Raw genomic sequence first — 26,914 nt, 5'->3', positions numbered from 1 at the left:
TCGAGCTGACCGATCGTCCGGCTGATCGCCGATGGCGATACCCCCGCGCGCCGCGCCGCGGAAGCTGCGCTCGCTTGCCACGGCCATAAAGGTCAGGAGCTCGCGATGGGAGCCGATACCTATTGTTGATCTCATGGTAACAACGTGTGCCAGACGATGCCATTGCGGGCAACGCCAGGCGCCGTATCTTGAGCGGGAGATACCGCGACGGAGAGAATTCCATGACAACCGAAAACAACGCTGCATGGCAGCGCAAGCCGGGCGAGCCACTCGCCATCGGCTCGGCGGAGGTGCCGGCGATCGGCGCAGGCGAAATCCTGGTGCGCAACGAGGCCGTAGGCATCAATCCGCTCGACTATCTGCTCCAGGACATGGCCATGCTGCCGTGGCTCGACTACCCCGCGATCGTCGGTAGCGACGTCGCCGGTACGGTGGTGGCGGTCGGCGAAGGCGTCGACCGCTTCGCGGTCGGCGACCGGGTGTTGGGCCAGGCGGTCGGCACCACGGTCAACCAGCCGGCGCAGGGCGCCTTCCAGCAGCACACGGTGGTGCTGGCACATATGGCCGCGCCGATCCCCGACGACCTCCACGCGACCAAAGCTGCGGTTCTGCCGCTCGGCATCGGCACCGCGGCAGTCGGCCTCTACCAGGCGGATCAGCTCGGCCTCCGCCACCCCACGCTCGAGCCACAGGCCAGCGGTGAGGTCGTGCTGATCTGGGGAGCGTCGTCGAGCGTCGGCTGCAATGCGGTGCAACTCGCGACCGCTTCCGGTTATGAGGTGATCGCGACCGCGTCGCCGCGCAATGCAGACCTCGTTCGCCGGCTCGGGGCGACACGGGTGATCGATCACAGGGCGGCCGATGCCGTGGAGCAGGTCGTGGCCGCGCTTGCGGGCAAGACGCTGGCGGGCGCGTTCCACGCCACCGGCAACCTTGCCAGCACGTTCGCGGTCGTCAGCCGCGCCGACGGACGCCGCTTCGTCACCGCCACGCTTCCACCGCAGATCGAGGTGCCCGAGGGCGTGGAGGTCAACGCGATCTTCTGCACCAGCCTGCGCGATAACGAGGTCGGCCCGATGATCTACCGAGATTTCCTGCCATCGGCGCTGGCCTCCGGCAGATATGTTGCGGCACCTGAGCCCCGCATCGTCGGGCGCGAATTAGAGGCGTTCCAGCCGGCGATCGAGGCCCAGCGCGACGGCATTTCCGGCTATAAGCTGGTCGTGGACCTCGCCTGATCCAGCAATAGTCGCTGTCTACAAAGGGCAGCGACCAGCGCGCTCCCAAAAACATGGGGTAATCGCGGGAGCGGTACTCCGGGCTGTCACGAGATGGATGCTGGTGGCTGTTCCCCGATAAGATGGAAGAACGGGCTCACGACCGGAAGCCGGGCCCAAGCATCTGATGGAGAACAGCCATGAACGAGTATATCGGGCTCGACGTTTCGCTGAAAGAGACCGCGGTATCCATTCGCCGGGGAGGCAAGCGGGTTTGGCGCGGCAAGTGTCCGTCGGATCCGAAGACGATTGCGGCGCTGATCCGCGAACGTGCGCCTGCCACCAGGCGGGTGGTGTTCGAGACCGGACCACTGTCCGTCTGGTTCTTCCATGCGCTCAGCGCGGAAGGGCTGCCAGCGATCTGCATCGATGCGCGCCATGCCAAGGCCGCGCTCGACATGGCGGCGAACAAGACCGACGCCAACGACGCCGATGGCCTGGCCCATCTTGCCGAGGTCGGGTTCTACAAGGTGGTTCGCGTCAAGAGCTTCGACAGCATGCTGACGCGCACGCTGGTGGCGGCGCGGACCCGTCTGGTGCGGATCGGGACGGAGTTGTCGAACCAGATCCGGGGCCTGATGAAGACGTTCGGCCTCGTCGTGCCGCTGGTCACCGGCGGCAAGTTCGAGCGCCAGGTCGAAGCGCTGCTGGCCGACCATGCCGATCTCGGCCGGATCATCCGCCCGTTGATGGAAGCCTGGCGTGCCGTTCGCCTGCGCACCGCGGAGTTGAGCCGCACGCTGCTGGCGGACGCCCGGCACAGCGATGCCTGCCAACTCCTCATGTCCATCCCCGGCGTCGGTGTCGTGACCGCCACCTCATTCATTGCCGCGATCGAGGAACCGGACAACTTCAGGCGGTCTCGATCCGTCGGTGCCTGGGTCGGACTGACGACCCGGCGCTACCAGTCCGGCGAGGTCGACTATGACGGGCATATCTCCCGGCGGGGCGACAGCCACCTACGGGGGTTGCTCTACGAGGCCGCTACATCGCTGCTCACCCGCAGCCGGGCACAATCCGATCTGCGCACATGGGGTCTGAAGCTGCGAGAGCGGCTCGGCTTCAAGCGCGCCGCGGTGGCCGTCGCCCGCAAGCTCGCCGTCATCATGCACACCATGCTGACCACCGGCGAACCGTTCCGGAGCACGCCTGCCACCATTTGATCCCCAGCTCGCCAGCGTCGCAAGGCGCCAACGAGACGTCCTGCCGGGACGTAGGCTGACCCATTCCGAGACGTTCGTTGCACCAGACACCCTTTGGCGATCAAGTGCGTCGAAAACATAGGAAGGGTCACCCGCGAAGCCCCATCATGCGGCGGCCTATACCGACCGCGAAGACGACCATGCTTCCGGCCGCGATATCTCGAAAACCCGCGAAGCCCCATCATGCGGCGGCCTATACCGACCGCGAAGACGACCATGCTTCCGGCCGCGATATCTCGAAAAGCACTTGCAACCGGCGCGGTTAGACGACGAACAAACAGCGAGAACGTAGGGGAAAAATCCTCCTCGTATGCGCCAGGCAGCCCTCGTTTTCTCAAAAGCTGTTCCCGATTGGCATTTCCCAAGACGGCTCGCCGAACATGGAGAAGCGGGAATGTTTCCGACGTCGCTTCAAGCTGTCATTCCTGTCAAGGAATATCACCGGACGGTCGGGCCGTGCCAAACCGATCCGTTGAAGCACGATCGGACGCGGGTTCCACCTGATGAGGGATTTAGGGCCTGTTAGCGCTTGATCCAATCGAGCGCTGCGGCAAGGCAGAGGACGCCGAGGAAACTGACGGCGGTTTTCTCGTAGCGGGTGGCAACGGCGCGCCATTCCTTCAGCCGAGCCCAAAGGCGCTCGACCCTGTTGCGGTTGTTGTAGATCCAGTCCGGGCAGGCGACGGTCGCCTCGTGGCGAAGCGGCGGGATCGCAGGACGAGCGCCCATGTCCCAGATGTGCTGGCGGAAGGCATGGCTGGTGTAGCCGCGGTCGGCCACGACCCATTTGGGCATGCCCGGCAGGCGGTCGAGGAGCGGGGCGGCGTTCGGCAGTTCATGGGCCTGGCCAGGTGCGAGGCGGAAGGCGATGGCGCGCCCTGCACCGTCGGCCATCACGCAGGCCTTGGTGCCATAGCCGCCACGAGATCGGCCAAGCGCTTCACGGCCGTCTCGGCCCGATGCAGATCCCCCTTTCGGCTGGCACCGGCTGCCTTCTGATGCGCTCGGACGTTGGTGTCGTCCAGGAACACCATGCCCAGCCTGACGCCGCGTTCTTGAACCAGAGCTAGAAGCTTCTCCCAAACGCCGAGTCGCGCCCAGCGGATGAAGGTCTGAGCCGCCATCCACCACGGGCCGAACTCCGCCGGCAGAGACCGCCACTTCGCCCCGTTCTGATGACGCAACAGGATCGCGTCGATCGTCCGCCGCATGTGCGGGCTCGGCACCTTGGCATGCGGGCGGCACACCTCGATCAGCGGTTCCAAGTCAGCCCATTGCTCGTCGCTCAGCATCTGCACGCTTCTCCTGTTCGGAAAAGTCAGCGACATAGAGCCTACTTCAGGCGCTAACAGGCCCTAGAGGGCTATAGCGTAGACATAGTGCTCATCCGGGTCTGGCGCGGCCCGCCATCGCTTCCTGGGCTTCCGGGGTGCACGACGTTCCGGTCGGATGTCTACAAACCGTTTTATGTGGGCTGTGCAGGTACAAAGGACTCGATCAGGGGACTTGGGCGTATCAGCGCGCAAAGAATTTGCTGGCCGCAGCATCTCGATCAGCGCGATTGGCCGCAATCCAACAGACATACCCCGGACAAACAGGAATTGGTTTATCCGGGGCAGCCATATCAGATGTTATCGATATTCAGAACAGAAGCCGTTGCAGCCCGGCTGGCACGACAGGCTTCAGCATCCTCACGCAGGTCGATCCCGTAGGTCGGAATAATCCGCTTGAGGGCCGGTAGCCACGCATCATCGGTCAGGCGGTCCGCAAAGCAGGCTTCCAGCACCTCCAGCGCAATAGCCGCCGCCGTGGAGGCGCCTGGGGATGCTCCCAGCAGAGCCACCAGTGAATGATCCGCCGCAGGCACGATTTCGGTGCCGAACTCCAGAAAGCCACCGCCATCCGGATAAGGCTTGATCACCTGCACACGCTGTCCGGCGACGGCCTCTTTCCAGTCCGCCCGTTTCGCATTCGGGAAGAAGGCCTTGAGCATTTCAAACTGATGATGATGCGTCTGCAGAACCTGCGCAATCAAATACTCAGTGAGCTCTATGTTATGTCGACCAACATCGAGCAAAGGTCCGATATTATGAAGGGTAATCGAGCCAAACAGATCGGTCAGCGATCCATGCTTCAGGAACTTTGTAGAGAAACCCGCATAAGGCCCGAACAGCAAAGACGTCTTGCCGTCGATCACGCGCGTATCCAGATGCGGCACCGACATAGGCGGGGAACCACTGGAAGCCTTGCCATACACTTTGGCATGATGACGCTGTGTGACCGCATCCACATCGCAACGCAGCCAGATACCGCTGACCGGGAAGCCTCCATATCCCTTTCCTTCGGGAATATTCGACTTTTGCAGCAGATCGATCGAAGCCCCGCCAGCACCGATAAAGACGAAGCCGGCGGAAACAGAATGACGTTCCCCGCTATTGACATCCTTGAAGGTGACACGCCAGCGCCCATCCGGCTCCCGATCCAGTCCCTCTACCTCGGTATTATAATGAAGGTCGAAGTCAGGCTGCGCCTTGAGATGAGCAACAAGCAGATGAGTCAGGGAGCCGTAATCCACATCGGTGCCGGTAATAATACGCGTTGCCGCAACAGGCTCGGCGGGATCACGCCCCTCCATGGTCAAGGGAGCCCATTTTTCGATCTGTGCCCCATCCTCCGTATACTCCATGCCATGATAGCAATGGTGGGCGGACATCGCCTGAAAACGCGCCTTGAGAAAAGCGACGTTTTCAGCGCCCCACACCATGCTCATATGCGGGCACGGATGGATAAAGGACTGGGGATCAGGAATGGCTCCCTTCGTCACCAGATAGGACCAAAGCTGGCGCGACAGATCGAACTCTGTATTGACCCTGAGAGCCTGGGTAATTTCCACCGTACCGTCAGGGCGCTGAGGCGTATAATTCAGCTCGCAATTGGCCGCATGCCCCGTACCTGCATTGTTCCATGATTGCGAGCTTTCCTGCCCGCAATCACTGAGGCGCTCGAACATCATCATGCTGTAGGACGGGTTGAGTTCCTTCAGCAGGGTGCCGAAGGTTGCACCCATGATACCGGCGCCGATCAGGACAATATCAGGACGTAAATTGGCAGAGCTGGTCATTCAGCCGATTCCTTGTGAGGCACGGGAGTGAAACGGAGATCTTCCGACTCTTCATAAACCACATAAGCCCGGCGCCAGGGATCATCTCCGATCAGCCGCCATTTATGGCCAGAGCCGCTGTTATCCTGCGCCAGCAGAATATCGCCCGGGCGTATGGTGAAGGTCGCACCGGATTTGGTTTCAAATTCAAGCGTCCCGGAAAGAGTGATCACGAAACGCGGCACCGGATCCTGATGCCACTCATAGGATCCACCGGATTTTGTCTCCTGAAAGGAGATATATTGAGTCTTGATCGGAAGCCCCACAAAGTCACCGCGCGCGCCCTCCTTGAGGGTGATGACTCCTTCCTCGAAGAGTGAATTGCCATCCGGGCCGGTCCACATTCTGACGCATCGGATCATATCGCTGCCTCACTTAGCTGCTTACAAAATGGATAAAAATCAAAGTCGCACGACACAACATTTGAACAAAAACGCAGTCGGTCATCCCGCAATGTGCCGTGCCCTGTATGCGTCATAGGTGTGTTTCGGCACCACGATTGCAACGGTCATCGCAGCAACCACCAGAAACGCCGTCAGCCCATCCGTGAGCGTTCCCTCCAGCAGGGTGGTCATGTCTGCGGAAGAAGCATGCTGCAAAGCCAAAAGCCCTGCAAACATACGGAACACAAAAACACCCGGCATAAGTGACACCACCGATGCAAAACCAATTCCGGCAAACGGAATATGATGGCGTCTGGCAACCGGCATCAACACAATGGAGGCCACAAATCCCGCCACGCTGGCGCCAATGACTGGCCCGGCCCCGAACAGGGCCATTGCGATCCAGCGGGCAGTGTCTGCCGCAATTGCTGTAATGATGGGCCAGCCCAGCAGACGAAGAGGCATTGAGAAAAATATACTGTAGCAGGCCGCTGCGACTCCTCCTGCCAAAGCGGTTATCCACAGGGCCACTTCCCGGCTGGCAGGCATAGGGGGCAAGGTGACGCCACACAGGAACAATCCGGTCAGCAGCCCGGCACTGATGGCCAGCAAAATCATCCCGGCGAAACTCAGCCTCGCTATGCCAAGGGGCATCCGGTTACCCAGCAGGTCGAGTGTTCCGTTGAGAAGAAACGGTCCGGGAACCAGCACCATACATGGACATACCGCGATCAGACGTAGTTCTGAACTCAGATTCAGTCGTGTTGCAACAGCACCGATCACGCCAGCCAGCAGGGCTGCGCAAAAACTCTGCACCAGCCCATTTCCCCCTGCCCGGGCAATAAAACGGCGCAGATAAGCCCCTGTTCCTGCGCTCAAGCCCGTCAGAATAATAGAAAGGAGATGAGATATACCGAATGTAACGGAAAGCGCGGCGGCCCCAATGGCACAAGCGAGCGCAAAAAAATGATCTGGAGAAACCGGCAGGTTTCTGGCTTTGGCCAGCTGTCGCCTGGCGGTTTCAGGATCAACGCGCCCCTCGATCAGGGCCTCAGCCACCTGACTGGTTGCAGCAACCCTGTCGATCACAACGGCATCAGGCGTGGCAGGCAGAATATGCGGATGAAAATTGTCTACAGCCGATGAGTTGCGCAGCAACAGAAATCCCCATTGGGGGATGACTGACATCACCTGACCGAAACTGGCACCAAGGCGGGCTACCAGCTGGATGGTCTCTTCGCTTTCCTGACCATTCGTATGCACGATGGTCGCAATATCAGCAACCAATGCTGTGGCATCCGTGTTTCCATCATCCAGAATGTTATTTCTTCTCCAGACAGGGTGAATAGCCACCAGCATATCCTGTAAGTTTTCGTTAACAATAATTTGGAGCGTGACTTTATCTATAGTGGCACAAGGAAAGCCTGTACGACGATAAGGGAGTGCTGAATTTTATAAATTTTTCTTTTTAGAAAGCCATGATTATGCAGCAATTTACGCTACTATATTTTCATGGCATCCTCGATAGGCCGCTAATTTCCAGTGGGAAAAAATACCGACATGAGCAATCCCCCCTCCTCGTCTGATACTGACCAGAATCCTGTCTATAAAGACGTCCCGATCGGCCTTGATGCCCCCGGTGAGCGCCAGGAATTTGATTCCATGGGTACCGTGATGGTCCCGGCAAATCGGTACTGGGGTGCCCAGACACAGAGGTCGCTGAAGCACTTCTCGATCGGCAACGATAAAATGCCGAAAGAAGTTTATCACGCTTACGGTTACGTCAAGAAAGCAGCCGCCATCGTGAATACCAAGGCCGGACGGCTTGCAGACTGGCGTGCCAAGGTCATCATTCAGGCGGCCGAGGAGACCATTGCCGGTAAGCTGGATGACAATTTTCCGCTTTATGTCTGGCAGACGGGTTCCGGCACCCAGTCGAACATGAACGTCAATGAAGTCCTGTCCAACCGTGCGATCCAGCTTCTGGGGGGCACGCTGGGTGCGCAGGCTCCGGTTCACCCTAACGACCATGTGAATATGGGCCAGTCGTCCAACGACACATTCCCGACCGCAATGCATATCGCAACCGTACTGGAACTGGATACCGTCCTGCTGCCGCAGGCTGAAGCCTTCGCGGCCTCGCTTGAAGCCAAGGCGAGCCAGTGGATGAACGTGGTCAAGACAGGTCGCACCCACCTTCAGGATGCCGTACCGCTGACCGTTGGTCAGGAATGGTCCGGCTACGCCCAACAGGTGCGGGATGCCATTGCCAATGTCGTCGCCTCCAAAGCGGGTCTGTACAAGCTGGCTGCCGGTGGAACCGCCGTGGGGACCGGCCTGAATGCGCCGAAGGGCTTCGGGCATGATATTGCTCAGACGATTGCTGAACTGACGGGCAAACCCTTTATCACCGCGCCGAACAAGTTCTCGGCTCAGGGATCGCTTGATGCAATGGTGGCCACCTCGGCTGCCCTGCGTGGACTGGCGGTCGCGCTGATGAAGATCGCCAATGATATTCGCTGGCTTGCCTCCGGCCCACGCTGCGGGTTGGGTGAATTGCTGCTGCCGCAGAACGAGCCGGGTTCCTCCATCATGCCCGGCAAGGTCAATCCCACCCAGTGTGAAGCCATGGTCATGGTCTGCATCCAGGTGATCGGCGAAGACAATGCGGTGGCGTTTGCAGGCAGTCAGGGTAATTTTGAACTGAATGCCATGCGCCCGATCATCATCAACAATGTACTGCATTCCGCACGTATCCTCGGCGATATGTGCGAAAAGATGCGCGTTTACTCCATTGAGGGCACAGAGCTGAATCGCGCACGCATCGACGCGAGCGTTGATCAGTCGCTGATGCTGGTCACTGCCTTGTCTCCGGTCATCGGCTATGACAATGCGGCCCATATCGCCGAAGCGGCGAATGCTGATGGTTCAACGCTCCGGGAAGCAGCACTCAAATCCGGCAAAGTGGACGAGGCAACGTTCAATCGGGTGGTCGATCCGCAGAAACTGGTCGGTGAAGGCGTCGCAGGCGCCTGAATCCGATATCCTTGATTCAGTCGGGTGCGTATGACTGCGCACCCGGTTGAAACAGGGAACAACCCCCGACTGTCTGCAAAAATGCCTCTGTTGTTCTGACTGTTTTGCGGAGGGGAACTATATGTTCCCCTTTGTTCTAAGGATTGGCTGGAGACTCTTGCCGACCACATCAGCCCGGAGATGGCCATGCGTCGATGTGACACTGTCGATCTGGCAGAAACCGGACCATGTCTCTGTCACAGCCCGGGATTTGCCAGGCTCAATGCGCTGGTTGAAGCGAAGTTCTCTCGCCGCTCTTTTCTGGCCGGTGCATCCGCCATACTGGGCGGAGCCTCTCTGTACCTGACAGAAGCCTCAGCCGCGATTCCCGCCCCTCCCGCAGCCCCGGTTGTGTTCAGGAATATCCAGCTTTTCGATGGTGTTTCCAAAACTCTACAATCAGGGCTGCAACTTGTCGTCAAAGACAATCTGATCGATACGATCGAGCAGGCAGGCGCCCCCTTACCGGACGGAGCCACGATCATTGATGGCCATGGCGGAACACTGATGCCGGGTCTGATCGACGCACATTGGCACAGCATGATGGCAGCCTTGCCCATGAGCGAGTTGATGACAGCCGATATCGGCTACATCACTCTGATTGCAGCGGAGGAAGCGCACAGAACCCTGTTGCGAGGCTTCACCAGCATCAGGGATATGGCCGGTCCAAGCTTTGCACTCAAACGGGCTATTGATAGCGGGCTGAATGCAGGTCCTCGGATCTGGCCATCCGGTGCGATGATTTCACAGACCTCCGGCCATGGTGATTTCCGTTTTCCATACGAAATACCATCCCCGCCGGCAGCCCCCCTCTCCCACAGCGAAACGCTGGGCGCCGATATGATCGCCGATGGGGTCGATCAGGTGCTCAAGCGGGTTCGGGAGCAGTTGATGCTCGGTGCCAGTCAGATCAAACTGGCAGCCGGCGGCGGCGTGACATCACATTATGATCCGCTTGATGTCAGCCAGTATACCGAAGCCGAATTCAGGGCTGCCGTTGCCTGCGCCGAGAACTGGCATACGTATGTAACCGTCCATGCCTACACCTCCCGCGCGATCCAGACCGCGGTGCATAGCGGCGTACGCTGTATCGAGCATGGTCAGTTGATGGATGAAGCAACTGCAAGATTGCTGGCGGAAAAAGATGTCTGGCTCTGCCTGCAGGCTTTCCTCGACAATCAATTTGCCAATCCCCATCCGGAAGGATCAAAAAATCGCGCCAAACAGCTTGCCATGTTTGCTGGCACGGATCGCGCATATCAACTGGCCAGACACTATAAAATCAAGACCGCATGGGGTACGGATATCCTGTTCAATCCGGCCATGACCAAAAATCAGGGTGCCATTCTGACCACGCTGACGCGCTGGTACGGCAATGCTGACATCCTGCGCATGGCAACCGGTACCAATGGCACATTGCTGCAATTATGCGGGCCACGCAGCCCTTATCCGGGCAAAATCGGCGTGCTGGAAAAAGGAGCCTATGCCGATCTTCTGCTGGTGGATGGCAATCCGCTTACAGACATTACGCTGATTGCCAATCCAGACAGGAATTTCAAAATTATCATGAAAGACGGTCGTTTTTACAAGAATACGCTCGCAGCATAAACCGTCTCCATTGACCGTCAGCGTGTTCCGGCGCGCAGATTATGCGCCAGACCCAGCATCGCTACACCACCGATCAGCAGATCGATCCCGATCAACGTGCCCACCAGTGCAATACCGGTTGTCGCACTACTGAAAGCAATCATCAAAGCCAGCACCCAGTCGACAATACCGGAGATAACCAGCCACCACCACCGTCCGGCGTTGATCTGGCGTGCGGTCGTGGCGATCATGATTGAGGATACGCCGTCCATCATAAGCCATGCCGCGATCAGCCAGGACAGGGCTACAGCCATCCCGGCGGGAAACAGCACCACGACCAATCCGACCAGAATTGCAGCCAGCGAGGACAGAAGCCCCCCTGCCAGATGCAGATGAGGACGGCTGGCGAGCGTGCTGATCAGTCCTATCGCGCCGATGATGAACAGAAGCCATCCGATCATGCCGGCTGTGAATATCCCCGCCAGAACCGGCACCAGCAAGGCTCCGATGCCGAGAATGAGCAACAGGATACCTTCCAGAGTAAGAATGCCCGAGCCGGCACGCGACAGCCCTGAAAAAACCGGGCCGGAAGATGGTGAAGGAGGAAAGGAACCGCTCATCGACAGAATGCTCCGGAATGTTTTGTGCAGGATGGCATTAATCCTCCGACAACGGCACAGTTTTATTCTGTATAGTTTTCTTTCCCTCTGCATGGCCCAGGCCTGATGTAAAGCGTCATGCCAACACCTGACATATTTTAACAAAATATATTTTTATGGTTTTACGCGCCTTTAATTGGCAACGTAGCTGCCGCAATACTATTTAAGACTCAGACATAGATAGACACCCCCGGAGGCCCCTCATGGTGGCACATCGTCTTCCCATCGCACTGGCAGCCCTGACCTTTCTGGCCTGTGGTGTTTCCACAGCGCCTGACGCGCAGGCACGCGCAAAGCACAGCACGTCCATTTCAGCAGATGGAAAAGGGCAAGGGATGAACATCCCCTCCACCCAGCAGAGCCCCGTTACAGATGATGATGAGCCGGATTTCAGCATCTTCGGGGTGCCGGTACGCATTTCCTCCCCTGTGGCCAAGCCATATCAGAACACCTCATTCCAGACTTATCAGGGGAGTGCCATGACATCACAGGATGCCCTGCTCTCCGACACCATCCCGAATATCGACGACTGGACTCCTTGATTTTGTCAGAACGCCGCGCAAAAAGCCCGCTATGACCGAGCGTGAGCATCACCCCGATGACCGTGAAGGCGCTTCCGCACGCCCACCCGAACCCTCTGCCCAAAGACGCGCGCGGGAGGCAGAGGCTCTTCGTGCCAATCTTCTGCGCCGCAAGGCCCAGCAACGCGCCCGTCAGGCTGCTTCCCCCTCCCTCACGACTGCTGTAACGGCGCCCGGCGAGACATCCGAAGAAAGCCCCCTGTTGTCCCCGCAACGCGGGTGAGATAGACCCCGACGATGCGTGCGGGGAGTTCATCGCCATGTCCATAATGCCCGATCACTGGATTCGTCAGATGGCGACCGGTCACGGCATGATCGAGCCGTTCGTCGAAACGCAGAAGCGTGACGGCGTGATCAGCTATGGCCTGTCCAGCTACGGCTATGATGCCCGTGTAGCGGATGAGTTCAAAATCTTCACCAATGTGGATTCAGCCGTCGTTGATCCCAAGGCGTTCAGCCCGGCCAGCTTCGTGGATCGCAAAGGCCCGGTCTGCATTATCCCCCCTAACAGCTTTGCACTGGCCCATACCGTCGAGTATTTCCGGATTCCGCGTAATGTTCTGGTGATCTGTCTGGGCAAATCCACCTATGCACGCTGCGGGATCATTGTGAACGTCACCCCTCTGGAACCGGAATGGGAGGGGCAGGTCACGATCGAGATCAGCAACACCACTCCCCTGCCCGCCCGTATTTACGCAGGCGAAGGCATTTGCCAGTTCCTGTTTCTACGCGGCGACAGCGACTGCGAGACCAGCTATGCCGACAAGGCAGGCAAATATATGGGACAACGGGGCGTCTCCCTTCCCCGTATGTAAGGTGCTCTACCCTCACCAGGCACTCTCATCTGCCATCCCGGCAGGAATGCGCGTCATGAACGGAGCTGACTGAAGAATATGGATCGGATCAGGATTCGCGGCGGGCATCCGCTGGCCGGGGAAATTGCTATTGGAGGCGCGAAAAATGCCGCTCTTCCGGTCATGGCCTGCGGTCTGCTGACGGATGACAGGCTGGTCCTGAACAATGTTCCGCGCCTTGCCGATATCGGCACCATGAAAGCATTGATCGAGCAACACGGCATCGCTGTGGAACGGCTCGATCCGCTGGGTCGCATCCTTTCCCTTGGCGGCCAGATCACCAATACCGAAGCCCCCTACGACATCGTGCGGAAAATGCGGGCCTCTGTTCTGGTACTCGGACCACTACTGGCTCGCTGTGGGGAAGCCCGCGTCTCCCTACCCGGCGGCTGCGCCATCGGCACACGCCCGGTGGACATGCACCTCAAAGGGCTGGAGCAGATGGGGGCCGTCATCACTCTGGAAAGCGGCTATATCGACGCCCGGGTTCAGGGTCGCCTGCGCGGGGCGGATATCGTGCTGCCGATGCCCTCGGTCGGGGCTACGGAAAACCTGCTGATGGCGGCAAGCCTCGCGGACGGCATCACCACCCTGCGCAATGCGGCACGGGAGCCGGAGATCGAGGATCTCGCCCATTGCCTGATTTCCATGGGCGCTAAAATCGAAGGGATCGGCACCGGAGAATTGCGGATCGAAGGCGTAAAGCACCTGCATGGCGCTGAACACAGTATCATTCCCGACCGGATCGAAACCGGCAGCTATGCCTGCGCTGCGGCCATTACTGGTGGCCGCCTGCTGCTGCGCAATGCCCGGCTGGATCATCTGGGGGCAGTCGCCCGCACCCTGCGGGAGGCCGGAGTCGAGATTGAGGAACAGGACTCCGGCCTGTTGGTCAGCCGCCGCAACGGTCTGCATGGCGTCGATGTGATGACCGAGCCCTATCCCGGCTTTCCGACCGATATGCAGGCCCAGTACATGGTGCTGATGTCCGTGGCGGAAGGGGCCTCCATGGTTACCGAAACCATTTTCGAAAACCGCTTCATGCATGTGCCGGAACTGAACCGGATGGGTGCCCGCATCAACGTCCACGGGGCCTCCGCCATCGTCCGCGGAGTATCCCAACTCTCGGGCGCACCGGTCATGGCAACCGATCTCCGCGCCTCCCTGTCACTGATCCTCGCCGGGCTGGCCGCGGAGGGTGAAACCATCGTCAACCGCGTCTATCATCTGGATCGTGGTTACGAGAGTGTAGCCGAAAAACTTTCGGCCTGCGGCGCGGATATTGAGCGGATCAGCGGGTAGGCATCTGTCAACTGCCCACTCTTTCTGGAGCCAATGATGCAGATCGAACAGCTGATCGAAAATATACGGGACCCCCTGTATCATACCAAGTTTGTCACTGTGCCGGACATCATTTCAGACTGGCTGACAGAAAGTGGCGGCTTATACAGAAAAGATGTTCTGGAATTTGGATGTGGGGAAGGAACCATGGCGCTTGGGTCCGTGCTCCGCAAGCAGCCTCAGCGCATGGTGGGTGTGGAGGTTCTGGATGTATACGAGCAGTGCCTGCCTCTGGCGCGGACGCAACTCGGTCTTTCTAAACTGCCCCCAAACTTTCACCTGCGCAAAATTGCTCCGGGTGCCAGTCTTGAAGCGTTCGGGATGTTTGACGTTGTCTACAGCTGGTCAGTGTTTGAGCATGTTTCCCAAGACCTGCTGTCTTCCGCGATGCAGTCGATCTTCGATGTCATCAATCCTGGCGGCCATTTTTTTCTGCAGATTGATCCGCTGTATTATTCTCCGAATGGTTCCCACATGATGCCCTGGCTGGTGGAACCTTGGGCGCACCTCTCCCTTCAGTCAGATGAGTTCCGGCGACGCCTGTTCAATGCGCCGGAAACATCAGCACAGGTCCGTAATGCATGGGCCGTCTATATTCCCCCTGAAGCAGATACCGCGACCGAACGCGCAGCCCTCTGGGAGACATTTGAGACCCTCAACCGCGTAACGGCTCCGCAACTACGCAGTCTTGCGGAAGCAACAGGTTTCGAGGTGATTAGGGACTATCGGACAACGACCGATCTGGAAGTCCCTCCTCATTTGCTGGAGGCCTATCATCGGGATGCGCTGATCACCGATCAGATTGTGATGCTTCTGCGTAAGCCCGCCACCGCCTGAAAATCCTTGGAGCAGCAAGATTTTGCTGCTGTCTTTCCCGTAACATTCCGCTAAAAAACCGTTCGCGACGGTCCCGCGCGAGCGGGCGAGAAAGGGAATGCCGTGCGCTGCCTTCGGGTGGCAAGTCGGCAGCTGCCCCCGCAACTGTCAGCGATGAGGTATCCTCCGCGCCCCTCTCCGGTTTCCAGCCGGGATGGGCTGCCACTGGATCGGAATGATCCGGGAAGGCTGGAAGTATGCCGTTTCCACATCGCGAGCCAGGAGACCTGCCGTCGTCAATGGATCACAACCATCCGGGCGGGGTGTCCCGGAGATGGGGGACATGATGACGAAAGACCAGTTCCGACGCTCCGGGCGTTCCGGAGCGGCATGGTACGCCCATGCCAACCACAAAATCACCAGAACCAGATTTTCCAGACTATGGCCGCTTGCTTTTGCAACACCTTGCCTGCTGCCATCGCCTGCGGCTTTTGCGGCAGAGGAGAGTAGCTCCCTGCCTGCCCTGTCAGTGCAAGGGCAGGCCGTGACGAGTGAAGCCACCGGCACACTCTCCCTGAACCAGCCCAACGCCACCGGAAGCCGTCTGGGTCTCACGCCCATGGAGACCCCGGCCAGCGTCGATACGCTGGAGGGCGACACGATCCGCGCCCGTGGCGATCTGCGCGTCGATGCCGCCGTCAGCCGGGAAGCTGGCATCACCATGATCGGCACGCCGGGCAATGGCGGCACCGCGCTGAGCGCTCGCGGCTTCACCGGTCAGGCCGCGGTGATGCAGCTTTTCGACGGTGTCAGGCTCTATCCCGGTGCCGGCACCGTCACCTTCCCCTTCGACACATGGAGCACAGAGCGGCTGGAAGTGCTGCACGGCCCGGCCTCCGTCATCTACGGCGAGGGCGCGGTGGGAGCAGTGGTCAACGTCGTCTCCCGCCAGCCTTTCGAGGGAAAAATCCGCAACGAGGTCGCAGCGCTGTTGGATACCAACCTCACCCGCCGTCTGGCGCTGGATAGTGGTGGATCGCTGAGCCGGACCATCAGCTACCGGCTGGATATCGCCGGGCAGATGTCCAGCGGCTATGTTCAGCGTGGCAATTCGGACAGTCTGGATATGAAGGGCGCACTTCGCTACCGGCCCAGTCAGGATTTCACTGTGACGGTCTCTCATGATCATGCCATGCAGGATCCGATGCGGTATTACGGTATTCCACTGGTGCGTGGATCGCTGGACCGTTCCCTGCGCGACCAGAACTATAACGTCCAGAACAGCATCCTGCATTATGAGGATGACTGGACCAATCTCCATGCCGAATGGACACCAACCGCCAGCCTGACCCTGCGCAACATCGCCTACCGCCTCTCCACAAACCGGCATTGGGTGAATGCGGAGAATTATCGTTCTCTGCCTGCCAGCAATATGGTGCAGCGGGACGGCTATCTCGATCTGACGCACCAGCAGGAACAATATGGCGACCGGCTGGATGGCACCTGGCGCCATACGCTGTTCGGTCTCGGCAATACGCTCGGTGCCGGGATGGAGGTAAACTACATCAGCTTCAGCCGGTTCAGTAATGCACCGTTCGGGGGTATGTCACAGGTTCCGCTCGACAATATCAATCCCGGTTTCTTCATCAATCTGGCCGGAAACCGGAAGGATATTCAGACCACCACCTGGCAGGTTGCACCGTTTCTGGAAGACAGACTTCAGATCACGCGCCGGATCTCTATTCTGGCCGGGGTGCGGTTCGATCATCTGGACCTGCATAACGCGATGCCCACCACCGGGAAGCCATTCGATAAAACCTATGATGCTCCGACATGGCGCGTTGGAGTGGTCTATCAGCCCGTGCAGACTCTGTCTCTCTACGGACAGTATTCGACCAGCGTTCTGCCCCCCACCAGCACGCTGATCACCACAAACCTCGCCAATTCCGCCTTTGACCTGTCGCATGGCCGTCAGGGGGAGATCGGGATCAAGCAGGATCTGGCCGATGGCAGGCTGCAATGGACCTTCGCCGCCTATGACATCACGCGGGATAATCTGCTTTCGGCCGATCCGAATAATCCCGGCGTCACCCAGCAGATCGGGCAGCAATCCTCGCGTGGGCTGGAGTTGAATGTCAGCGCCTCCATCACCCCCCGCTGGAGCGTCAATGCCAATGGCAGCATCCTTCAGGCGCGGTTTGACGATTTTACGGAAACATCCGGCGGTGTTCCGGTCTCACGCAATGGCAACACGCCGCCCAATGTCCCCCTGCAAACCGCCAATCTCTGGACGGAATGGGCATTCGCACCACGCTGGCAGGCGCAGGCCGGACTGCGCTTTGTCGGGCGGGCGTTTGCCGACAACGCGAATGCCAATGCGCGCCCGGCCTATACCGTGGTCGATCTGGGTCTGAACTGGCAGCCGGTCGATCAGTTGAGTCTTGCAGCGCGGGTCTCCAACCTGTTCGACACCGCCTATGCCGTCACCACTTATGGCAGCCAGCAATGGATATTGGGGCTGCCACGCACGATCACATTCGCGGCCAATGTAAAGTTCTGATCCGTCAGAGTAGCCGGTAGACCGCTTTTTCCAGCTTTTCCGGCTTGCAGGACGGGGCATAGCGGGCCACCGGCACGCCGTCCCGTCCAATCAGGAATTTGGTGAAATTCCACTTGATGCGCCGTGTCCCCAGCAGGCCGCGGCGCTGACGGGTCAGATAATCGAACAGCGGATGGGCGTTGGTGCCATTGACTTCCACCCGCGCAAACATCGGGAAACTGACGCTGTAGCGCGTATCACAAAAAGTCCTGATCTCCTCACTGCTGCCCGGCTCCTGCGCGCCGAACTGATTGCACGGGAAACCCAGCACCACGAAGCCGGAAGCGGCAAAACGCTGGTAGAGCGCTTCCAGCCCCTGATATTGCGGGGTAAAGCCACAACGGCTGGCCGTATTGACGACCAGCGCCACCTGCCCACGCCAGCGCGACAGCGGTACGACCTGCCCATCCAGCATGGTCGCCTGAAAATCATAAAGACTGGTCATTGCTGTCTCCGCCCTGGTTCAGGATGGGATAAACCCGCTCTCTCCATCAGGCCAGAGGCGACCGGATGGCTGTATTGCGCCTGATAGCCCGCAATCAGGTGTCATGCGGCCTTTTCCCGCCGCGTCTGCCGGTGTAGACGGCGCGCATGACCGTTCCGCTGACAGCCGGTGACGCTCCCGGCACCTCTTTCCATTCTCCGGGTACCGCCGTGTCGGCAGGGGGCGGGGATAGCACCGCCATGCTGGATGCACCGCTGGTGCTGGCCCTGCCGAAAGGCCGTATTCTCGCCGAATGCCAGCCTCTGCTGGATAAGGTCGGGATTCATCCCGCCGCCGATTATGCGGATGAAAGCAGCCGCCGTCTGCGCTTTCCGACCCATGATCCGGCATTGGACGTGGTGCGGGTACGTCCATTCGATGTAGCCACGTTCGTCGCCTTCGGTGGTGCACAGATCGGTATCTGCGGCGCCGATGTATTGATGGAATTCGACTATCCGGAAATCTACGCGCCACTGGATCTGAAAATCGGTGCCTGCCGCATCAGCGTGGCAGAGCCGGTGGCAACAGCCGGGCAGGACAATCCGCGCACATGGTCGCGGGTGCGGGTTGCCTCCAAATATCCCAACATTGCACGCAGGCATTTTGCCGCCAGCGGTGTGCAGGCCGAAATCGTTCATCTGAATGGCGCGATGGAGCTGGCCCCGAGCCTCGGCCTGTCGCGGGTGATTGTGGATCTGGTTCAGACCGGCTCCACCCTGAAAGCCAATGGATTGGTGGAAACGCAGGTCATCGCCGATGTCACCAGCCGGCTGATCGTCAACCGCACCGCCCTGAAAACCCGCCCGGAGGCAATCGGCAACTGGATTGCCCGCTTCCGCGCCGCCCTGAACGCCTGAGCGGAGAGCCAGAATGCAGCGTTTTGATACGCGCGCCACGGATTTCGAGGCCCGTTTTGCAGCGTTTCTGAATTCCCCCCGTGAAAGCGGCGCCACCGTCGATCAGGCAGTGGCCGCAATTCTGGCCGATGTCGCCGCACGCGGTGATGACGCGGTGCTGGAATACACCGCCCGTTTCGACCGCCTGACCCTGACACCAGAGACAATGCGGGTGCAGGAGGCTGAGATCAACGCCGCCATTGCCCGCGTCCCCTCCGACCAGACCGAAGCGCTGGCGCTGGCGGCAAAGCGCATCGAGCGGTTTCATCGCGCCCAGATGCCGCGCGATCTGCTGCTGGATGATGAGGATGGCATCACCCTCGGCATGCGCTGGAACGCGCTGGATGCGGTCGGGCTGTATGTGCCGGGTGGCAAGGCGGCCTATCCATCCTCCGTGCTGATGAATGCAATCCCGGCTCGCGTGGCGGGGGTGGAGCGCATCGCCATGTGCGTTCCCGCGCCGGACGGGGTGCTGAATCCTCTGGTGCTGGCAGCGGCGCGCCTGTCCGGTGTCTCTGAAATCTACCGGATCGGCGGCGCTCAGGCGGTGGGAGCCTTCGCTTATGGTACCGCTACGATCGGGCGGGTGGATCGCGTGGTCGGTCCCGGCAATGCCTATGTTGCCGAAGCCAAGCGGCAGGTATTCGGGCGGGTGGGAATCGACAGTATCGCCGGCCCGTCAGAAGTCGTGGTGCTGGCCGATGCGGCCCAGTCTCCGCGCCGGGTTGCTGTCGACCTGCTGGCACAGGCCGAGCATGACGAAGCCGCGCAATCCATTCTGATCACCATCGACCCGGCCTTTGCCGACGCTGTGGCGGCAGCGGTGGAACAGGAAATTCCCTCCCTGCCCCGCGCCACCATTGCCGGGGCCAGCTGGCGCGATCACGGCGCGATCATTCTGGCACGGGACTGGGATGAAGCAGCCCGGCTGACTGATCGTCTGGCTCCGGAGCATCTTCAGATCATGACCGATGATCCTGCCGGCCTGTTTGCCCGTATCCGCCATGCCGGCGCAGCCTTCCTCGGCAGTTTCTGTCCGGAAGCGCTGGGGGATTATGTCGCAGGCCCCAATCACGTTCTGCCAACCAACCGGACGGCCCGCTTTGCCTCCGGCCTGTCGGTGTTCGATTTTCTGAAGCGGACCACCTGGATCGCCGCCGAGGAAAGCGGATTGCAGCGCATCGGTCCCGCCGCTGTGACATTGGCGGAGGCCGAGGGTTTGCAGGCCCATGCCAGAAGCATCGCCCTGCGACTGGGGCAGTGATCCCTGCCACGCTTGTTTGCTGTTGCTTTTCTGCCATCAGGCACCCAGCGCGGACCTGCCCCCCGCATGGTTTCCTTGACGTGGAGGCCGCCACGCCCCATGTTCCGCCCGCAATCGACACAATTGAAGAGTTCTGATGTCTAAAGAGGACATGATCGAGTTCAGCGGCACCGTCATGGAGCTGCTCCCCAACGCGATGTTTCGCGTCAAGCTGGACAATGAGCATTCTATTCTGGCTCATACCAGCGGCAAGATGCGGAAGAACCGTATCCGCGTGCTGGCAGGTGACCGGGTCAACGTCGAAATGACGCCCTATGACCTGACCAAGGGCCGCATCACCTTCCGCTTCAAATAAGCGGGCGGGTTCCTGACGTGATGCCGGATCAACCGGCCACCGCGTGCCCGCTTGTACTGGCCTCCGCCAGTCCTCGCCGGGCGGCCCTGCTGGCCCAGATCGGGGTCATACCGGCCCTGACCCTTGCAACCGACATCGACGAAACACCCCTTAAAGGGGAGGTTCCACTTAAAGGGGAGGTTCCACGCCTTCTCTCCCGCCGTCTTGCCCAAGGCAAGGCGGACACGGCCATTCGCGTGCTCAGGGAACAATCTGACGCTCCATTGGCTGCCCCGTTTATTCTCGCGGCGGATACTGTTGTTGCGGTTGGTCGCCGCGCGCTCCCGAAAGCCGAAACCGAGGCCGAGGCAAGGCAATGCCTTACGCTGCTCTCCGGTCGGCGTCATCATGTCTGGACCACGGTGGTGGTGATTGCCCCCGACGGCAAACGGGCCGAGCGAATCGTCGAAAGCGCCGTCACTTTCAACCGGATGACTGATCTCCAACAGGAAGCCTACATCGCCTCCGGCGAATGGCGCGGCAAGGCCGGCGGTTATGCCATTCAGGGTCTGGCGGCCGCCTATATCCGTTTCCTGTCCGGCAGCTACAGCAATGTCGTCGGGCTGCCTTTGTTCGAGACCGCCCAGCTGCTGCGCGGGCTGGGTTTCCGTTCGCTCTGAGATGAGCGGATTATCCGAATCTCCGCTTTCCCTTTTCCTTCGAGTCTCCTGCTCGCCCGGCGAGCGTCGGGTTGCCCTGACACAGAACGATCAACTGCTTGATTTCATGATCGACCGGCCCGGTCGGCCCGATGGATTCGGGGATATGTACCGTGGCCGGGTCATAGCGCGGGTTTCCGCCATGGCGGGCGCATTCGTGGCTCTGCCTGATGGTGCGGAAGGGTTTCTGCCTGACAGCGCATGCCATGCCTCTCTGCCCAAAACAGGGGAACCCGTTTTTGTCCGGGTGACCCGATCGGCATCAGGTGGAAAAGGACCGAGACTGGCCACCATACCGGCCCCGGCGCATGACATGCCGGAGGGGGCCTCTCCCCTCCTGCTCCATCGCGGCCCGACCGGGCTGGATGATCTCGCCGTCGCCTTTCCTGGTGCCATAATCCTCGTTGATAACCACGCTGTGTTCGCCTCCCTGCGGCCAATCTATGGGGAGCGTGTGAGGATGGCCGTAGAGCCGGTCTGGGATGAGGCTTTGCAAGCCGATATCGCAGCCCTTGCTACCCCTGATGCCCTGCTGCCGGGGGGGGCCATGCTGCATGTTCAGCCGACCGCAGCACTGGTGGCACTGGATGTCGATGCGGGGTCGGCCAGTGCGGCACGAGACTCCAAAAATCGCGCCCAGATGCAGATCAATCACGCGATTCTGCCCTCTATTGCCCGGCAGATACGGTTACGAAACCTGTCAGGTGCCATTTTGCTGGATCTGGCGGGCGTTCAGGCCCGCAAAAGGCCGAGTTTTGCCGCCCCTCTGACGGAAGCATTGGCCGAAGACCCGCTTCATCCCCGTCTGCACGGATTCACCGCGCTCGGTTTCGCGGAAATCTCACGCCAGCGTCTCCGTCCACCTTTGCATGAAATGCTGCAAGGCCCGCACGCGGCGGCTTTGGCCGTTTTGCGACAGGGATGGCGCTGGAGCATCAAAAATCCCGGCAGACAGCCGAGCCTGCGTCTTTCTCCCGCGGTTCACGAGGCCTTGAGCAGGGATAGCAGTGCATTGGAGGAGTTCCGGCACGAGACCGGTCTGCTGCCGATTCTGATCTCTGATCCCGCTTTGCGAGGGGATCGGGCTATCTGTCCGGAAACAGACTGACCGTATTTTCGATCCCATGGGCTGTTCCATCAGCCTTTCCACCCCCGACTCTGAGGATCATGTTGCAATGAATGCCTCCCGCTGTCCGATCTGCAACAAATCAGGCTCCGATTCTACGTTCGATCACAGCTATATGCCATTTTGCAGCCGCCGCTGCGCGGATGTCGATCTTGGCCGCTGGTTACAGGAAGATTATCGAATTCCCGGTCCCCCGGCAGAGCAGCCCGAATCATCCGACGACGAATAAAAGCGTCATATTGTCGTCACCCATCTTGATCCCGGCTTCGGGCTGCGCTAACTCCTGCCCCGCCGGTAGCGGCAGTGCCCAAGTAGCTCAGTTGGTAGAGCATGCGACTGAAAATCGCAGTGTCGGTGGTTCGATTCCGCCCTTGGGCACCATTTTCCCCCTGCCTGTCCCCATTTTATTGTTCATCCCTTTGTCGTCCTGCAACGTGGCTTTGTCTGCCATGATCGCTGACTGACAATAATGACGATCAAGATGCGCTCCTGCCTGATTACCACCGTCTTTCTGATGATTTCAGCAAGCCAGACTGCTCTTGCCGGCAAAACGGAAGAGGCTTTTGCAGGACGCTATGTGTTACGCGGTATTCCTCAGGCACATTCTGATCTGATGCTGCATCCGGATGGGCGGTTCCAGTGGGATCTGTCTTATGGGTCCTACCATCGCGCCAATATGGGTGACTGGCATGCTGACGGGCGGGCGATCACCCTGGACTCTGACCCCGCTGATACTGCGGATGAACAGACGCCGTTCGATACGATCAATCTCAGTGTGGATTCCACCGGGGCGCTTCGCCTCAAGGAATTCCCCCAAGCCGCCTATTATAAAGAATAGCAGCCCGGCTTTATGCTTGAAGCCAGCTATCGACTGACTTCATGATGAACCGCTCTATCGTCGGCCACCATTCAGGGGGTTCCTTGAGCCAGGTCATCAGTATTACACATAGACGGGATGATACGCTCTGGGCCGTCATCGCCTCCGTCGGGCGACGCAGAAGGATCGCGGAGATATTCCCCAGCCGCGATGCCGCCCTTCAAGACCGGGACTGGAGGATACAGCAGGTGCGGTCCTATACCGGTTTTCTGCGATCCTGCCGCCAGCCGCTGCCCAGCTATACCGTGGCCCCTATACGGCGCGCTGATCTGCCGAAAGCATGGCGTCCGGTCCCTGCATTGGGCTTCCTGCGCGGGGAATTCATTTAAGAACGCCTCCGTTCTGTGGATAGCAGGGCTGCACGAACAGATTCCGCGCAAATTCCTCTTGTCGTCATAGAGATGGATGGCTACTTGCCGTCTTTTCCTGCACGGTACAGTATTTGCGAACGATTCGCATCTTATTGTGTCGCCGGTGCGAAGATGCCATTGGCTGCTCTCTCTGTGTTCAGGGAGAGAAAGACTGATATGAACAGGGAGGCCCCATGAACGCTGTGACCGATGTGATCGACGCTGCCCGGCCGCCGGCTCTGATCGACCCGGCGTCGATCCCCGCGAGCCTCGCCGCCCAGAAAGTGCTGAGCGTGCATCACTGGACGGACCGGCTGTTCAGCTTCACCCTCAGCCGCGACATGAGCTTCCGGTTCGAGAACGGCCAGTTCGTGATGATCGGGCTGATGACAGAGGACGAAAAGCCGAAGCCTCTGCTACGCGCCTACAGCGTGGCCAGTGCGAATTACGAGGAACATCTGGAATTCCTCAGCATCAAGGTTCCGAATGGCCCGCTGACCTCCCGCCTGCAACATATTCAGGTCGGGGATGAGGTTCTGGTCGGCCGCAAGCCCACTGGCACTCTGCTGCTGGACAATCTGCGGCCCGGACGCAACCTGTATCTGCTTTCGACCGGCACCGGTCTTGCACCGTTCCTCAGCCTGGTGCGCGATCCCGAAACTTATGAGCGTTTCGAGAAGGTGATCATCACCCACGGCACCCGTTTTGCCGACGAGCACGCCTATGCCCAGCTGCTGGAAAACGATCTGAAAGAACACGAATTCATCGGTGAACTGGCGCGGGAAAAGCTGCTGTACTATCCCACCGTCACGCGGGAGCCGTTCCGTAATCAGGGACGCCTGACCACCTTGATGGAAAACGGCAAGCTTTATCAGGATCTGGGCCTGCCCCGTCTGGACCCGGAACATGACCGCGCCATGATCTGCGGGAGTGAAGCGATGCTGGCCGATATCAAGAGTTTGCTGGAAAAAGAAGGACTGGATGAGGGTAACAACTCCTCCCCCGGTGCCTTCGTCTACGAAAAAGCTTTCGCCGAGAAATAAGTCGGCTACCCGCACAAAAAAGCGCCCGGAACGTATCCGGGCGCTTTTTTCGTTTCTGACACTCAGTTGGACGCTCCGCGCGGCGGATCGCCCTGCGCTTCCAGAATATGCCACTCATCATCGGTAAAGACGCGGCTTCTGGTCAGAAAACGAACCCCTTCCGGGGCTTCCAGTGAAAAACCGGAGCCGCGTCCCGGAACGACATCAATAATCAATTGGGTATGACGCCAGTAATCGAACTGGGCGGCTCCCATATAGAAATCACAGTCATGGATACGACCCAGCAGGACATCCTGCTGACCGACCCTGAAATCGCCTCGTGGGTAGCACATGGGGGCGCTGCCATCACAACAGCCGCCGGACTGATGGAAAATCAGATCCCCATGAATGCCCCTCAAGCGGTCGATTACCTCCGCTGCGGCCGGGGTGATTGTGACGCGATCAACCATTGGCATTGCCTTTCCTCCCCGCTTGTCCGGGCCGGATGACTTATCTGGCCCGGAGTGTAGCCGGGCAGGATCAGAAGAAGCCGAGCTTCTTCGGGCTATAGCTGACCAGCAGGTTCTTGGTCTGCTGATAGTGATCCAGCATCATCTTGTGGGTTTCACGCCCGATGCCGGACTGCTTATAGCCACCGAAGGCCGCATGAGCCGGATAGAGGTGGTAGCAGTTGGTCCAGACTCGCCCGGCCTGAATACCACGGCCCATGCGATAGGCACGGTTGCCATCACGGCTCCACACGCCTGCCCCAAGGCCGTACAGCGTGTCGTTGGCGATGGAGAGCGCCTCCGCTTCATCCTTGAAGCGGGTGACAGCTACGACCGGACCGAAGATTTCTTCCTGGAACACGCGCATCTTGTTGTGGCCTTCCAGAATGGTCGGCGCGACATAGAAACCGTTATCCAGATCGCCACCCGGCCTCACACGCTGACCGCCGGTGCGGAGCTTCGCACCTTCCTGCTGCCCGATATCGATGTAGGACAGGATTTTCTCCAATTGATCGTTCGAGGCCTGTGCACCGATCATGGTGCTGGAATCGAGCGGGTTGCCCTGCTTGATCGCCTGCACACGCCGGGTCGCAGCTTCCATGAAGCGATCATAAATTTTTTCATGGATCAGAGCGCGGCTGGGACAGGTACAGACCTCGCCCTGATTGAGCGCAAACAGGGCAAAGCCTTCCAGCGCCTTGTCGAAGAAATCATCATCCTCGGCGGCAACATCCTCGAAGAAGATGTTCGGGCTTTTGCCACCCAGCTCCAGCGTCACCGGGATCAGGTTTTCAGAGGCATATTGCATGATCAGACGACCGGTGGTGGTTTCACCGGTGAAGGCGATCTTGGCGATACGCTTGTTCTGGGCCAGCGGCTTGCCAGCTTCCACACCGAAACCATTGACGATGTTCAGCACGCCTTCCGGCAGAAGATCACCGATGATCTCCATGAGCACCATGATGCTCATGGGGGTCTGCTCGGCGGGCTTCATCACCACGCAGTTGCCGCCCGCCAGAGCCGGCGCCAGCTTCCAGCAAGCCATCAGCAGCGGGAAGTTCCATGGGATGATCTGCCCGACCACACCCAGCGGCTCATGGAAATGATAGGCGACGGTATCGTGATCGATCTCGCTGATCGAGCCTTCCTGAGACCGCAAAACGCCTGCAAAATAGCGGAAATGGTCGATCGCCAGCGGAATATCGGCCGCAGTCGTTTCCCTGATCGGCTTGCCGTTATCAATGGTCTCCGCCAGCGCCAGACGCTCCAGCTTTTCTTCCATACGGTCGGCAATACGCAGCAGGACGCGCGCACGCTCAGCCGGTGCCGTACGCCCCCAGCCTTCCCGCGCCTTGTGGGCGGCGTCCAGAGCCAGTTCGATATCTTCAGCCGATGAGCGGGCGATCTTGCAGATAACCTGCCCATTAATGGGAGAAATATTGTCGAAATACTGACCTTTGACCGGTGCAACCCAACGCCCACCGATGAAATTTTCGTATTGCGGCCGGATCGCGATATGATGTGCGACTTCATTCAATGGACTGTCTGCCATGGTACGGTCCCCTGCTGGCACAAAGTGCTCTGTTTATATTGTGACGTTTATCCCGCGCCGAACATCAATGCCCGACAACTTCGCAGACAGCATGCAACGAGAAAGGCATTCTGTCACCCCATAGAGACAGGCAATGATCGGGGTTATCATATTGTCTTGTCACGCAACCTGCCCACAGGCCCGGCGTTGCCAGAGCAGAATACGGTCAGGATGACAGGACCGGCCCATAAGAACAGAGAGAGAACAA

The 26,914-nt window shown here is 59.4% G+C and carries 27 protein-coding genes, 1 tRNA gene and 1 riboswitch; of the genes, 20 read left to right on the top strand and 8 right to left on the bottom strand.

What is annotated here, in order from left to right; all coding sequences use genetic code 11:
* Positions 1–221: 221 nt before the first annotated feature.
* Both GBCGDNIH1_RS17740 and GBCGDNIH1_RS17735 read left to right on the top strand, forming a co-directional pair.
* Positions 222–1,238 (top strand): zinc-binding alcohol dehydrogenase family protein, encoded by a 1,017-nt coding sequence (locus GBCGDNIH1_RS17740; RefSeq protein ID WP_025319056.1) that lies wholly within the window; start codon positions 222–224, stop codon positions 1,236–1,238.
* Positions 1,239–1,417: 179 nt separating this feature from the next.
* Positions 1,418–2,440: an IS110 family transposase gene (locus GBCGDNIH1_RS17735; protein WP_011631753.1), complete on the top strand. Its 1,023-nt coding sequence runs from the start codon at positions 1,418–1,420 to the stop codon at positions 2,438–2,440.
* Between the two features lie 561 nt (positions 2,441–3,001).
* Here the strand turns inward: GBCGDNIH1_RS17735 and GBCGDNIH1_RS17730 are convergent.
* The 4 genes from GBCGDNIH1_RS17730 to GBCGDNIH1_RS17715 form a co-directional block, all read right to left on the bottom strand.
* Positions 3,002–3,771, bottom strand: a protein-coding gene (locus GBCGDNIH1_RS17730; RefSeq protein WP_095206535.1) for an IS5 family transposase whose coding sequence is annotated in 2 segments (ribosomal slippage) — positions 3,002–3,456 and positions 3,456–3,771 — 771 coding nt in all. Because the reading frame shifts where the segments join, the coding sequence is not laid out codon by codon here.
* A gap of 332 nt (positions 3,772–4,103) precedes the next feature.
* Complete coding sequence (mqo, locus tag GBCGDNIH1_RS17725; protein ID WP_011631751.1) at positions 4,104–5,600, bottom strand: malate dehydrogenase (quinone); 1,497 nt, start codon at positions 5,598–5,600, stop codon at positions 4,104–4,106.
* Positions 5,597–5,983 (bottom strand): hypothetical protein, encoded by a 387-nt coding sequence (locus tag GBCGDNIH1_RS17720; protein ID WP_043452782.1) that lies wholly within the window; start codon positions 5,981–5,983, stop codon positions 5,597–5,599. Before GBCGDNIH1_RS17720 ends, mqo begins: the two co-directional genes overlap by 4 nt.
* A gap of 99 nt (positions 5,984–6,082) precedes the next feature.
* On the bottom strand, positions 6,083–7,375 hold the full coding sequence (locus GBCGDNIH1_RS17715; protein ID WP_162288470.1) for a threonine/serine ThrE exporter family protein: 1,293 nt from the start codon (positions 7,373–7,375) through the stop codon (positions 6,083–6,085).
* Positions 7,376–7,582: 207 nt separating this feature from the next.
* Between GBCGDNIH1_RS17715 and fumC the strand changes: the two genes are divergently transcribed.
* Both fumC and GBCGDNIH1_RS17705 read left to right on the top strand, forming a co-directional pair.
* A complete protein-coding gene (gene fumC / locus GBCGDNIH1_RS17710) occupies positions 7,583–9,058 on the top strand; it encodes a class II fumarate hydratase (RefSeq protein ID WP_025319060.1) in 1,476 nt (491 codons plus the stop codon).
* A gap of 186 nt (positions 9,059–9,244) precedes the next feature.
* A complete protein-coding gene (locus tag GBCGDNIH1_RS17705; protein WP_232449684.1) occupies positions 9,245–10,705 on the top strand; it encodes a metal-dependent hydrolase family protein in 1,461 nt (486 codons plus the stop codon).
* 17 nt (positions 10,706–10,722) lie between these two features.
* Here the strand turns inward: GBCGDNIH1_RS17705 and GBCGDNIH1_RS17700 are convergent, their stop codons facing one another.
* The gene (locus GBCGDNIH1_RS17700) at positions 10,723–11,304 is read right to left on the bottom strand and encodes an HdeD family acid-resistance protein (RefSeq protein WP_043452781.1); all 582 of its coding nucleotides are present in this window, start codon (positions 11,302–11,304) and stop codon (positions 10,723–10,725) included.
* Positions 11,305–11,546: 242 nt separating this feature from the next.
* Here GBCGDNIH1_RS17700 and GBCGDNIH1_RS17695 point away from each other — a divergent pair, with 242 nt between their 5' ends.
* The 6 genes from GBCGDNIH1_RS17695 (at position 11,547) to GBCGDNIH1_RS17675 (ending at position 17,495) form a co-directional block, all read left to right on the top strand.
* The gene (locus tag GBCGDNIH1_RS17695) at positions 11,547–11,885 is read left to right on the top strand and encodes a hypothetical protein (RefSeq protein WP_025286518.1); all 339 of its coding nucleotides are present in this window, start codon (positions 11,547–11,549) and stop codon (positions 11,883–11,885) included.
* A 31-nt stretch (positions 11,886–11,916) separates the two neighbouring features.
* The gene (locus tag GBCGDNIH1_RS24755) at positions 11,917–12,147 is read left to right on the top strand and encodes a hypothetical protein (protein WP_025319063.1); all 231 of its coding nucleotides are present in this window, start codon (positions 11,917–11,919) and stop codon (positions 12,145–12,147) included.
* A gap of 37 nt (positions 12,148–12,184) precedes the next feature.
* Positions 12,185–12,739: a dCTP deaminase gene (gene dcd / locus GBCGDNIH1_RS17690; RefSeq protein ID WP_011631744.1), complete on the top strand. Its 555-nt coding sequence runs from the start codon at positions 12,185–12,187 to the stop codon at positions 12,737–12,739.
* A gap of 78 nt (positions 12,740–12,817) precedes the next feature.
* On the top strand, positions 12,818–14,080 hold the full coding sequence (gene murA / locus GBCGDNIH1_RS17685) for a UDP-N-acetylglucosamine 1-carboxyvinyltransferase (RefSeq protein WP_011631743.1): 1,263 nt from the start codon (positions 12,818–12,820) through the stop codon (positions 14,078–14,080).
* 33 nt (positions 14,081–14,113) lie between these two features.
* The gene (locus tag GBCGDNIH1_RS17680; protein ID WP_011631742.1) at positions 14,114–14,956 is read left to right on the top strand and encodes a class I SAM-dependent methyltransferase; all 843 of its coding nucleotides are present in this window, start codon (positions 14,114–14,116) and stop codon (positions 14,954–14,956) included.
* Positions 14,957–15,007: 51 nt separating this feature from the next.
* A riboswitch (cobalamin riboswitch) is annotated at positions 15,008–15,245 on the top strand.
* A gap of 33 nt (positions 15,246–15,278) precedes the next feature.
* Entirely contained in the window at positions 15,279–17,495 is a 2,217-nt protein-coding gene (locus GBCGDNIH1_RS17675) for a TonB-dependent receptor (protein ID WP_157691991.1), read from the top strand.
* Between the two features lie 4 nt (positions 17,496–17,499).
* Here the strand turns inward: GBCGDNIH1_RS17675 and GBCGDNIH1_RS17670 are convergent, their stop codons facing one another.
* Positions 17,500–17,979: a glutathione peroxidase gene (locus GBCGDNIH1_RS17670; RefSeq protein ID WP_011631740.1), complete on the bottom strand. Its 480-nt coding sequence runs from the start codon at positions 17,977–17,979 to the stop codon at positions 17,500–17,502.
* Between the two features lie 239 nt (positions 17,980–18,218).
* On the opposite strand from GBCGDNIH1_RS17670, the gene hisG reads away from it, so the two are divergent.
* The 10 genes from hisG to GBCGDNIH1_RS17620 all read left to right on the top strand — a co-directional run bounded on the left by hisG (position 18,219) and on the right by GBCGDNIH1_RS17620 (position 24,627).
* A complete protein-coding gene (gene hisG / locus GBCGDNIH1_RS17665) occupies positions 18,219–18,875 on the top strand; it encodes an ATP phosphoribosyltransferase (protein WP_038512894.1) in 657 nt (218 codons plus the stop codon).
* A 13-nt stretch (positions 18,876–18,888) separates the two neighbouring features.
* Positions 18,889–20,178: a histidinol dehydrogenase gene (gene hisD / locus GBCGDNIH1_RS17660; protein WP_011631738.1), complete on the top strand. Its 1,290-nt coding sequence runs from the start codon at positions 18,889–18,891 to the stop codon at positions 20,176–20,178.
* Positions 20,179–20,314: 136 nt separating this feature from the next.
* Positions 20,315–20,533 (top strand): translation initiation factor IF-1, encoded by a 219-nt coding sequence (gene infA, locus GBCGDNIH1_RS17655; RefSeq protein WP_011631737.1) that lies wholly within the window; start codon positions 20,315–20,317, stop codon positions 20,531–20,533.
* 20 nt (positions 20,534–20,553) lie between these two features.
* Positions 20,554–21,192: a Maf family nucleotide pyrophosphatase gene (locus GBCGDNIH1_RS17650; protein WP_043452780.1), complete on the top strand. Its 639-nt coding sequence runs from the start codon at positions 20,554–20,556 to the stop codon at positions 21,190–21,192.
* Between the two features lies 1 nt (position 21,193).
* Positions 21,194–22,339: a ribonuclease E/G gene (locus GBCGDNIH1_RS17645; protein ID WP_011631735.1), complete on the top strand. Its 1,146-nt coding sequence runs from the start codon at positions 21,194–21,196 to the stop codon at positions 22,337–22,339.
* 16 nt (positions 22,340–22,355) lie between these two features.
* Positions 22,356–22,586 (top strand): DNA gyrase inhibitor YacG, encoded by a 231-nt coding sequence (locus GBCGDNIH1_RS25065; protein WP_011631734.1) that lies wholly within the window; start codon positions 22,356–22,358, stop codon positions 22,584–22,586.
* Positions 22,587–22,662: 76 nt separating this feature from the next.
* A tRNA-Phe gene (locus tag GBCGDNIH1_RS17635) sits at positions 22,663–22,738 on the top strand.
* A gap of 88 nt (positions 22,739–22,826) precedes the next feature.
* Positions 22,827–23,195: a hypothetical protein gene (locus GBCGDNIH1_RS17630; protein WP_011631733.1), complete on the top strand. Its 369-nt coding sequence runs from the start codon at positions 22,827–22,829 to the stop codon at positions 23,193–23,195.
* An 83-nt stretch (positions 23,196–23,278) separates the two neighbouring features.
* Positions 23,279–23,563, top strand: a complete 285-nt coding sequence (locus GBCGDNIH1_RS17625; protein ID WP_025319069.1) for a hypothetical protein — start codon at positions 23,279–23,281, stop codon at positions 23,561–23,563.
* 215 nt (positions 23,564–23,778) lie between these two features.
* On the top strand, positions 23,779–24,627 hold the full coding sequence (locus GBCGDNIH1_RS17620; protein WP_011631731.1) for a ferredoxin--NADP reductase: 849 nt from the start codon (positions 23,779–23,781) through the stop codon (positions 24,625–24,627).
* A gap of 62 nt (positions 24,628–24,689) precedes the next feature.
* Here the strand turns inward: GBCGDNIH1_RS17620 and GBCGDNIH1_RS17615 are convergent, their stop codons facing one another.
* Entirely contained in the window at positions 24,690–25,076 is a 387-nt protein-coding gene (locus tag GBCGDNIH1_RS17615) for a DUF779 domain-containing protein (RefSeq protein WP_157691990.1), read from the bottom strand.
* 70 nt (positions 25,077–25,146) lie between these two features.
* Entirely contained in the window at positions 25,147–26,667 is a 1,521-nt protein-coding gene (gene adh / locus GBCGDNIH1_RS17610) for an aldehyde dehydrogenase (protein WP_025286504.1), read from the bottom strand.
* Positions 26,668–26,914 lie beyond the last annotated feature (247 nt).

Origin of the sequence: Granulibacter bethesdensis CGDNIH1 (genome assembly GCF_000014285.2) — a bacterium.
Classification (GTDB): Bacteria; Pseudomonadota; Alphaproteobacteria; order Acetobacterales; family Acetobacteraceae; genus Granulibacter; species Granulibacter bethesdensis.
The sequence above is the reverse complement of the archived record's forward strand: the minus strand, read 5'-3'. Positions and strand labels throughout refer to the sequence as shown.

Bases quoted from the DNA above. Each gene is read 5' to 3' on its own strand.
- GBCGDNIH1_RS17740 (WP_025319056.1), top strand. From the start codon at position 222: ATGACAACCGAAAACAACGCTGCATGGCAGCGCAAGCCGGGCGAGCCA.
- GBCGDNIH1_RS17735 (WP_011631753.1), top strand. From the start codon at position 1,418: ATGAACGAGTATATCGGGCTCGACGTTTCGCTGAAAGAGACCGCGGTA.
- mqo (WP_011631751.1), bottom strand. From the start codon at position 5,600: ATGACCAGCTCTGCCAATTTACGTCCTGATATTGTCCTGATCGGCGCC.
- GBCGDNIH1_RS17720 (WP_043452782.1), bottom strand. From the start codon at position 5,983: ATGTGGACCGGCCCGGATGGCAATTCACTCTTCGAGGAAGGAGTCATC.
- fumC (WP_025319060.1), top strand. From the start codon at position 7,583: ATGAGCAATCCCCCCTCCTCGTCTGATACTGACCAGAATCCTGTCTAT.
- GBCGDNIH1_RS17705 (WP_232449684.1), top strand. From the start codon at position 9,245: ATGCGTCGATGTGACACTGTCGATCTGGCAGAAACCGGACCATGTCTC.
- GBCGDNIH1_RS17700 (WP_043452781.1), bottom strand. From the start codon at position 11,304: ATGAGCGGTTCCTTTCCTCCTTCACCATCTTCCGGCCCGGTTTTTTCA.
- GBCGDNIH1_RS17695 (WP_025286518.1), top strand. From the start codon at position 11,547: ATGGTGGCACATCGTCTTCCCATCGCACTGGCAGCCCTGACCTTTCTG.
- GBCGDNIH1_RS24755 (WP_025319063.1), top strand. From the start codon at position 11,917: ATGACCGAGCGTGAGCATCACCCCGATGACCGTGAAGGCGCTTCCGCA.
- dcd (WP_011631744.1), top strand. From the start codon at position 12,185: ATGTCCATAATGCCCGATCACTGGATTCGTCAGATGGCGACCGGTCAC.
- murA (WP_011631743.1), top strand. From the start codon at position 12,818: ATGGATCGGATCAGGATTCGCGGCGGGCATCCGCTGGCCGGGGAAATT.
- GBCGDNIH1_RS17680 (WP_011631742.1), top strand. From the start codon at position 14,114: ATGATGCAGATCGAACAGCTGATCGAAAATATACGGGACCCCCTGTAT.
- GBCGDNIH1_RS17675 (WP_157691991.1), top strand. From the start codon at position 15,279: ATGATGACGAAAGACCAGTTCCGACGCTCCGGGCGTTCCGGAGCGGCA.
- GBCGDNIH1_RS17670 (WP_011631740.1), bottom strand. From the start codon at position 17,979: ATGACCAGTCTTTATGATTTTCAGGCGACCATGCTGGATGGGCAGGTC.
- hisG (WP_038512894.1), top strand. From the start codon at position 18,219: ATGCTGGATGCACCGCTGGTGCTGGCCCTGCCGAAAGGCCGTATTCTC.
- hisD (WP_011631738.1), top strand. From the start codon at position 18,889: ATGCAGCGTTTTGATACGCGCGCCACGGATTTCGAGGCCCGTTTTGCA.
- infA (WP_011631737.1), top strand. From the start codon at position 20,315: ATGTCTAAAGAGGACATGATCGAGTTCAGCGGCACCGTCATGGAGCTG.
- GBCGDNIH1_RS17650 (WP_043452780.1), top strand. From the start codon at position 20,554: ATGCCGGATCAACCGGCCACCGCGTGCCCGCTTGTACTGGCCTCCGCC.
- GBCGDNIH1_RS17645 (WP_011631735.1), top strand. From the start codon at position 21,194: ATGAGCGGATTATCCGAATCTCCGCTTTCCCTTTTCCTTCGAGTCTCC.
- GBCGDNIH1_RS25065 (WP_011631734.1), top strand. From the start codon at position 22,356: ATGGGCTGTTCCATCAGCCTTTCCACCCCCGACTCTGAGGATCATGTT.
- GBCGDNIH1_RS17630 (WP_011631733.1), top strand. From the start codon at position 22,827: ATGACGATCAAGATGCGCTCCTGCCTGATTACCACCGTCTTTCTGATG.
- GBCGDNIH1_RS17620 (WP_011631731.1), top strand. From the start codon at position 23,779: ATGAACGCTGTGACCGATGTGATCGACGCTGCCCGGCCGCCGGCTCTG.
- GBCGDNIH1_RS17615 (WP_157691990.1), bottom strand. From the start codon at position 25,076: ATGGTTGATCGCGTCACAATCACCCCGGCCGCAGCGGAGGTAATCGAC.
- adh (WP_025286504.1), bottom strand. From the start codon at position 26,667: ATGGCAGACAGTCCATTGAATGAAGTCGCACATCATATCGCGATCCGG.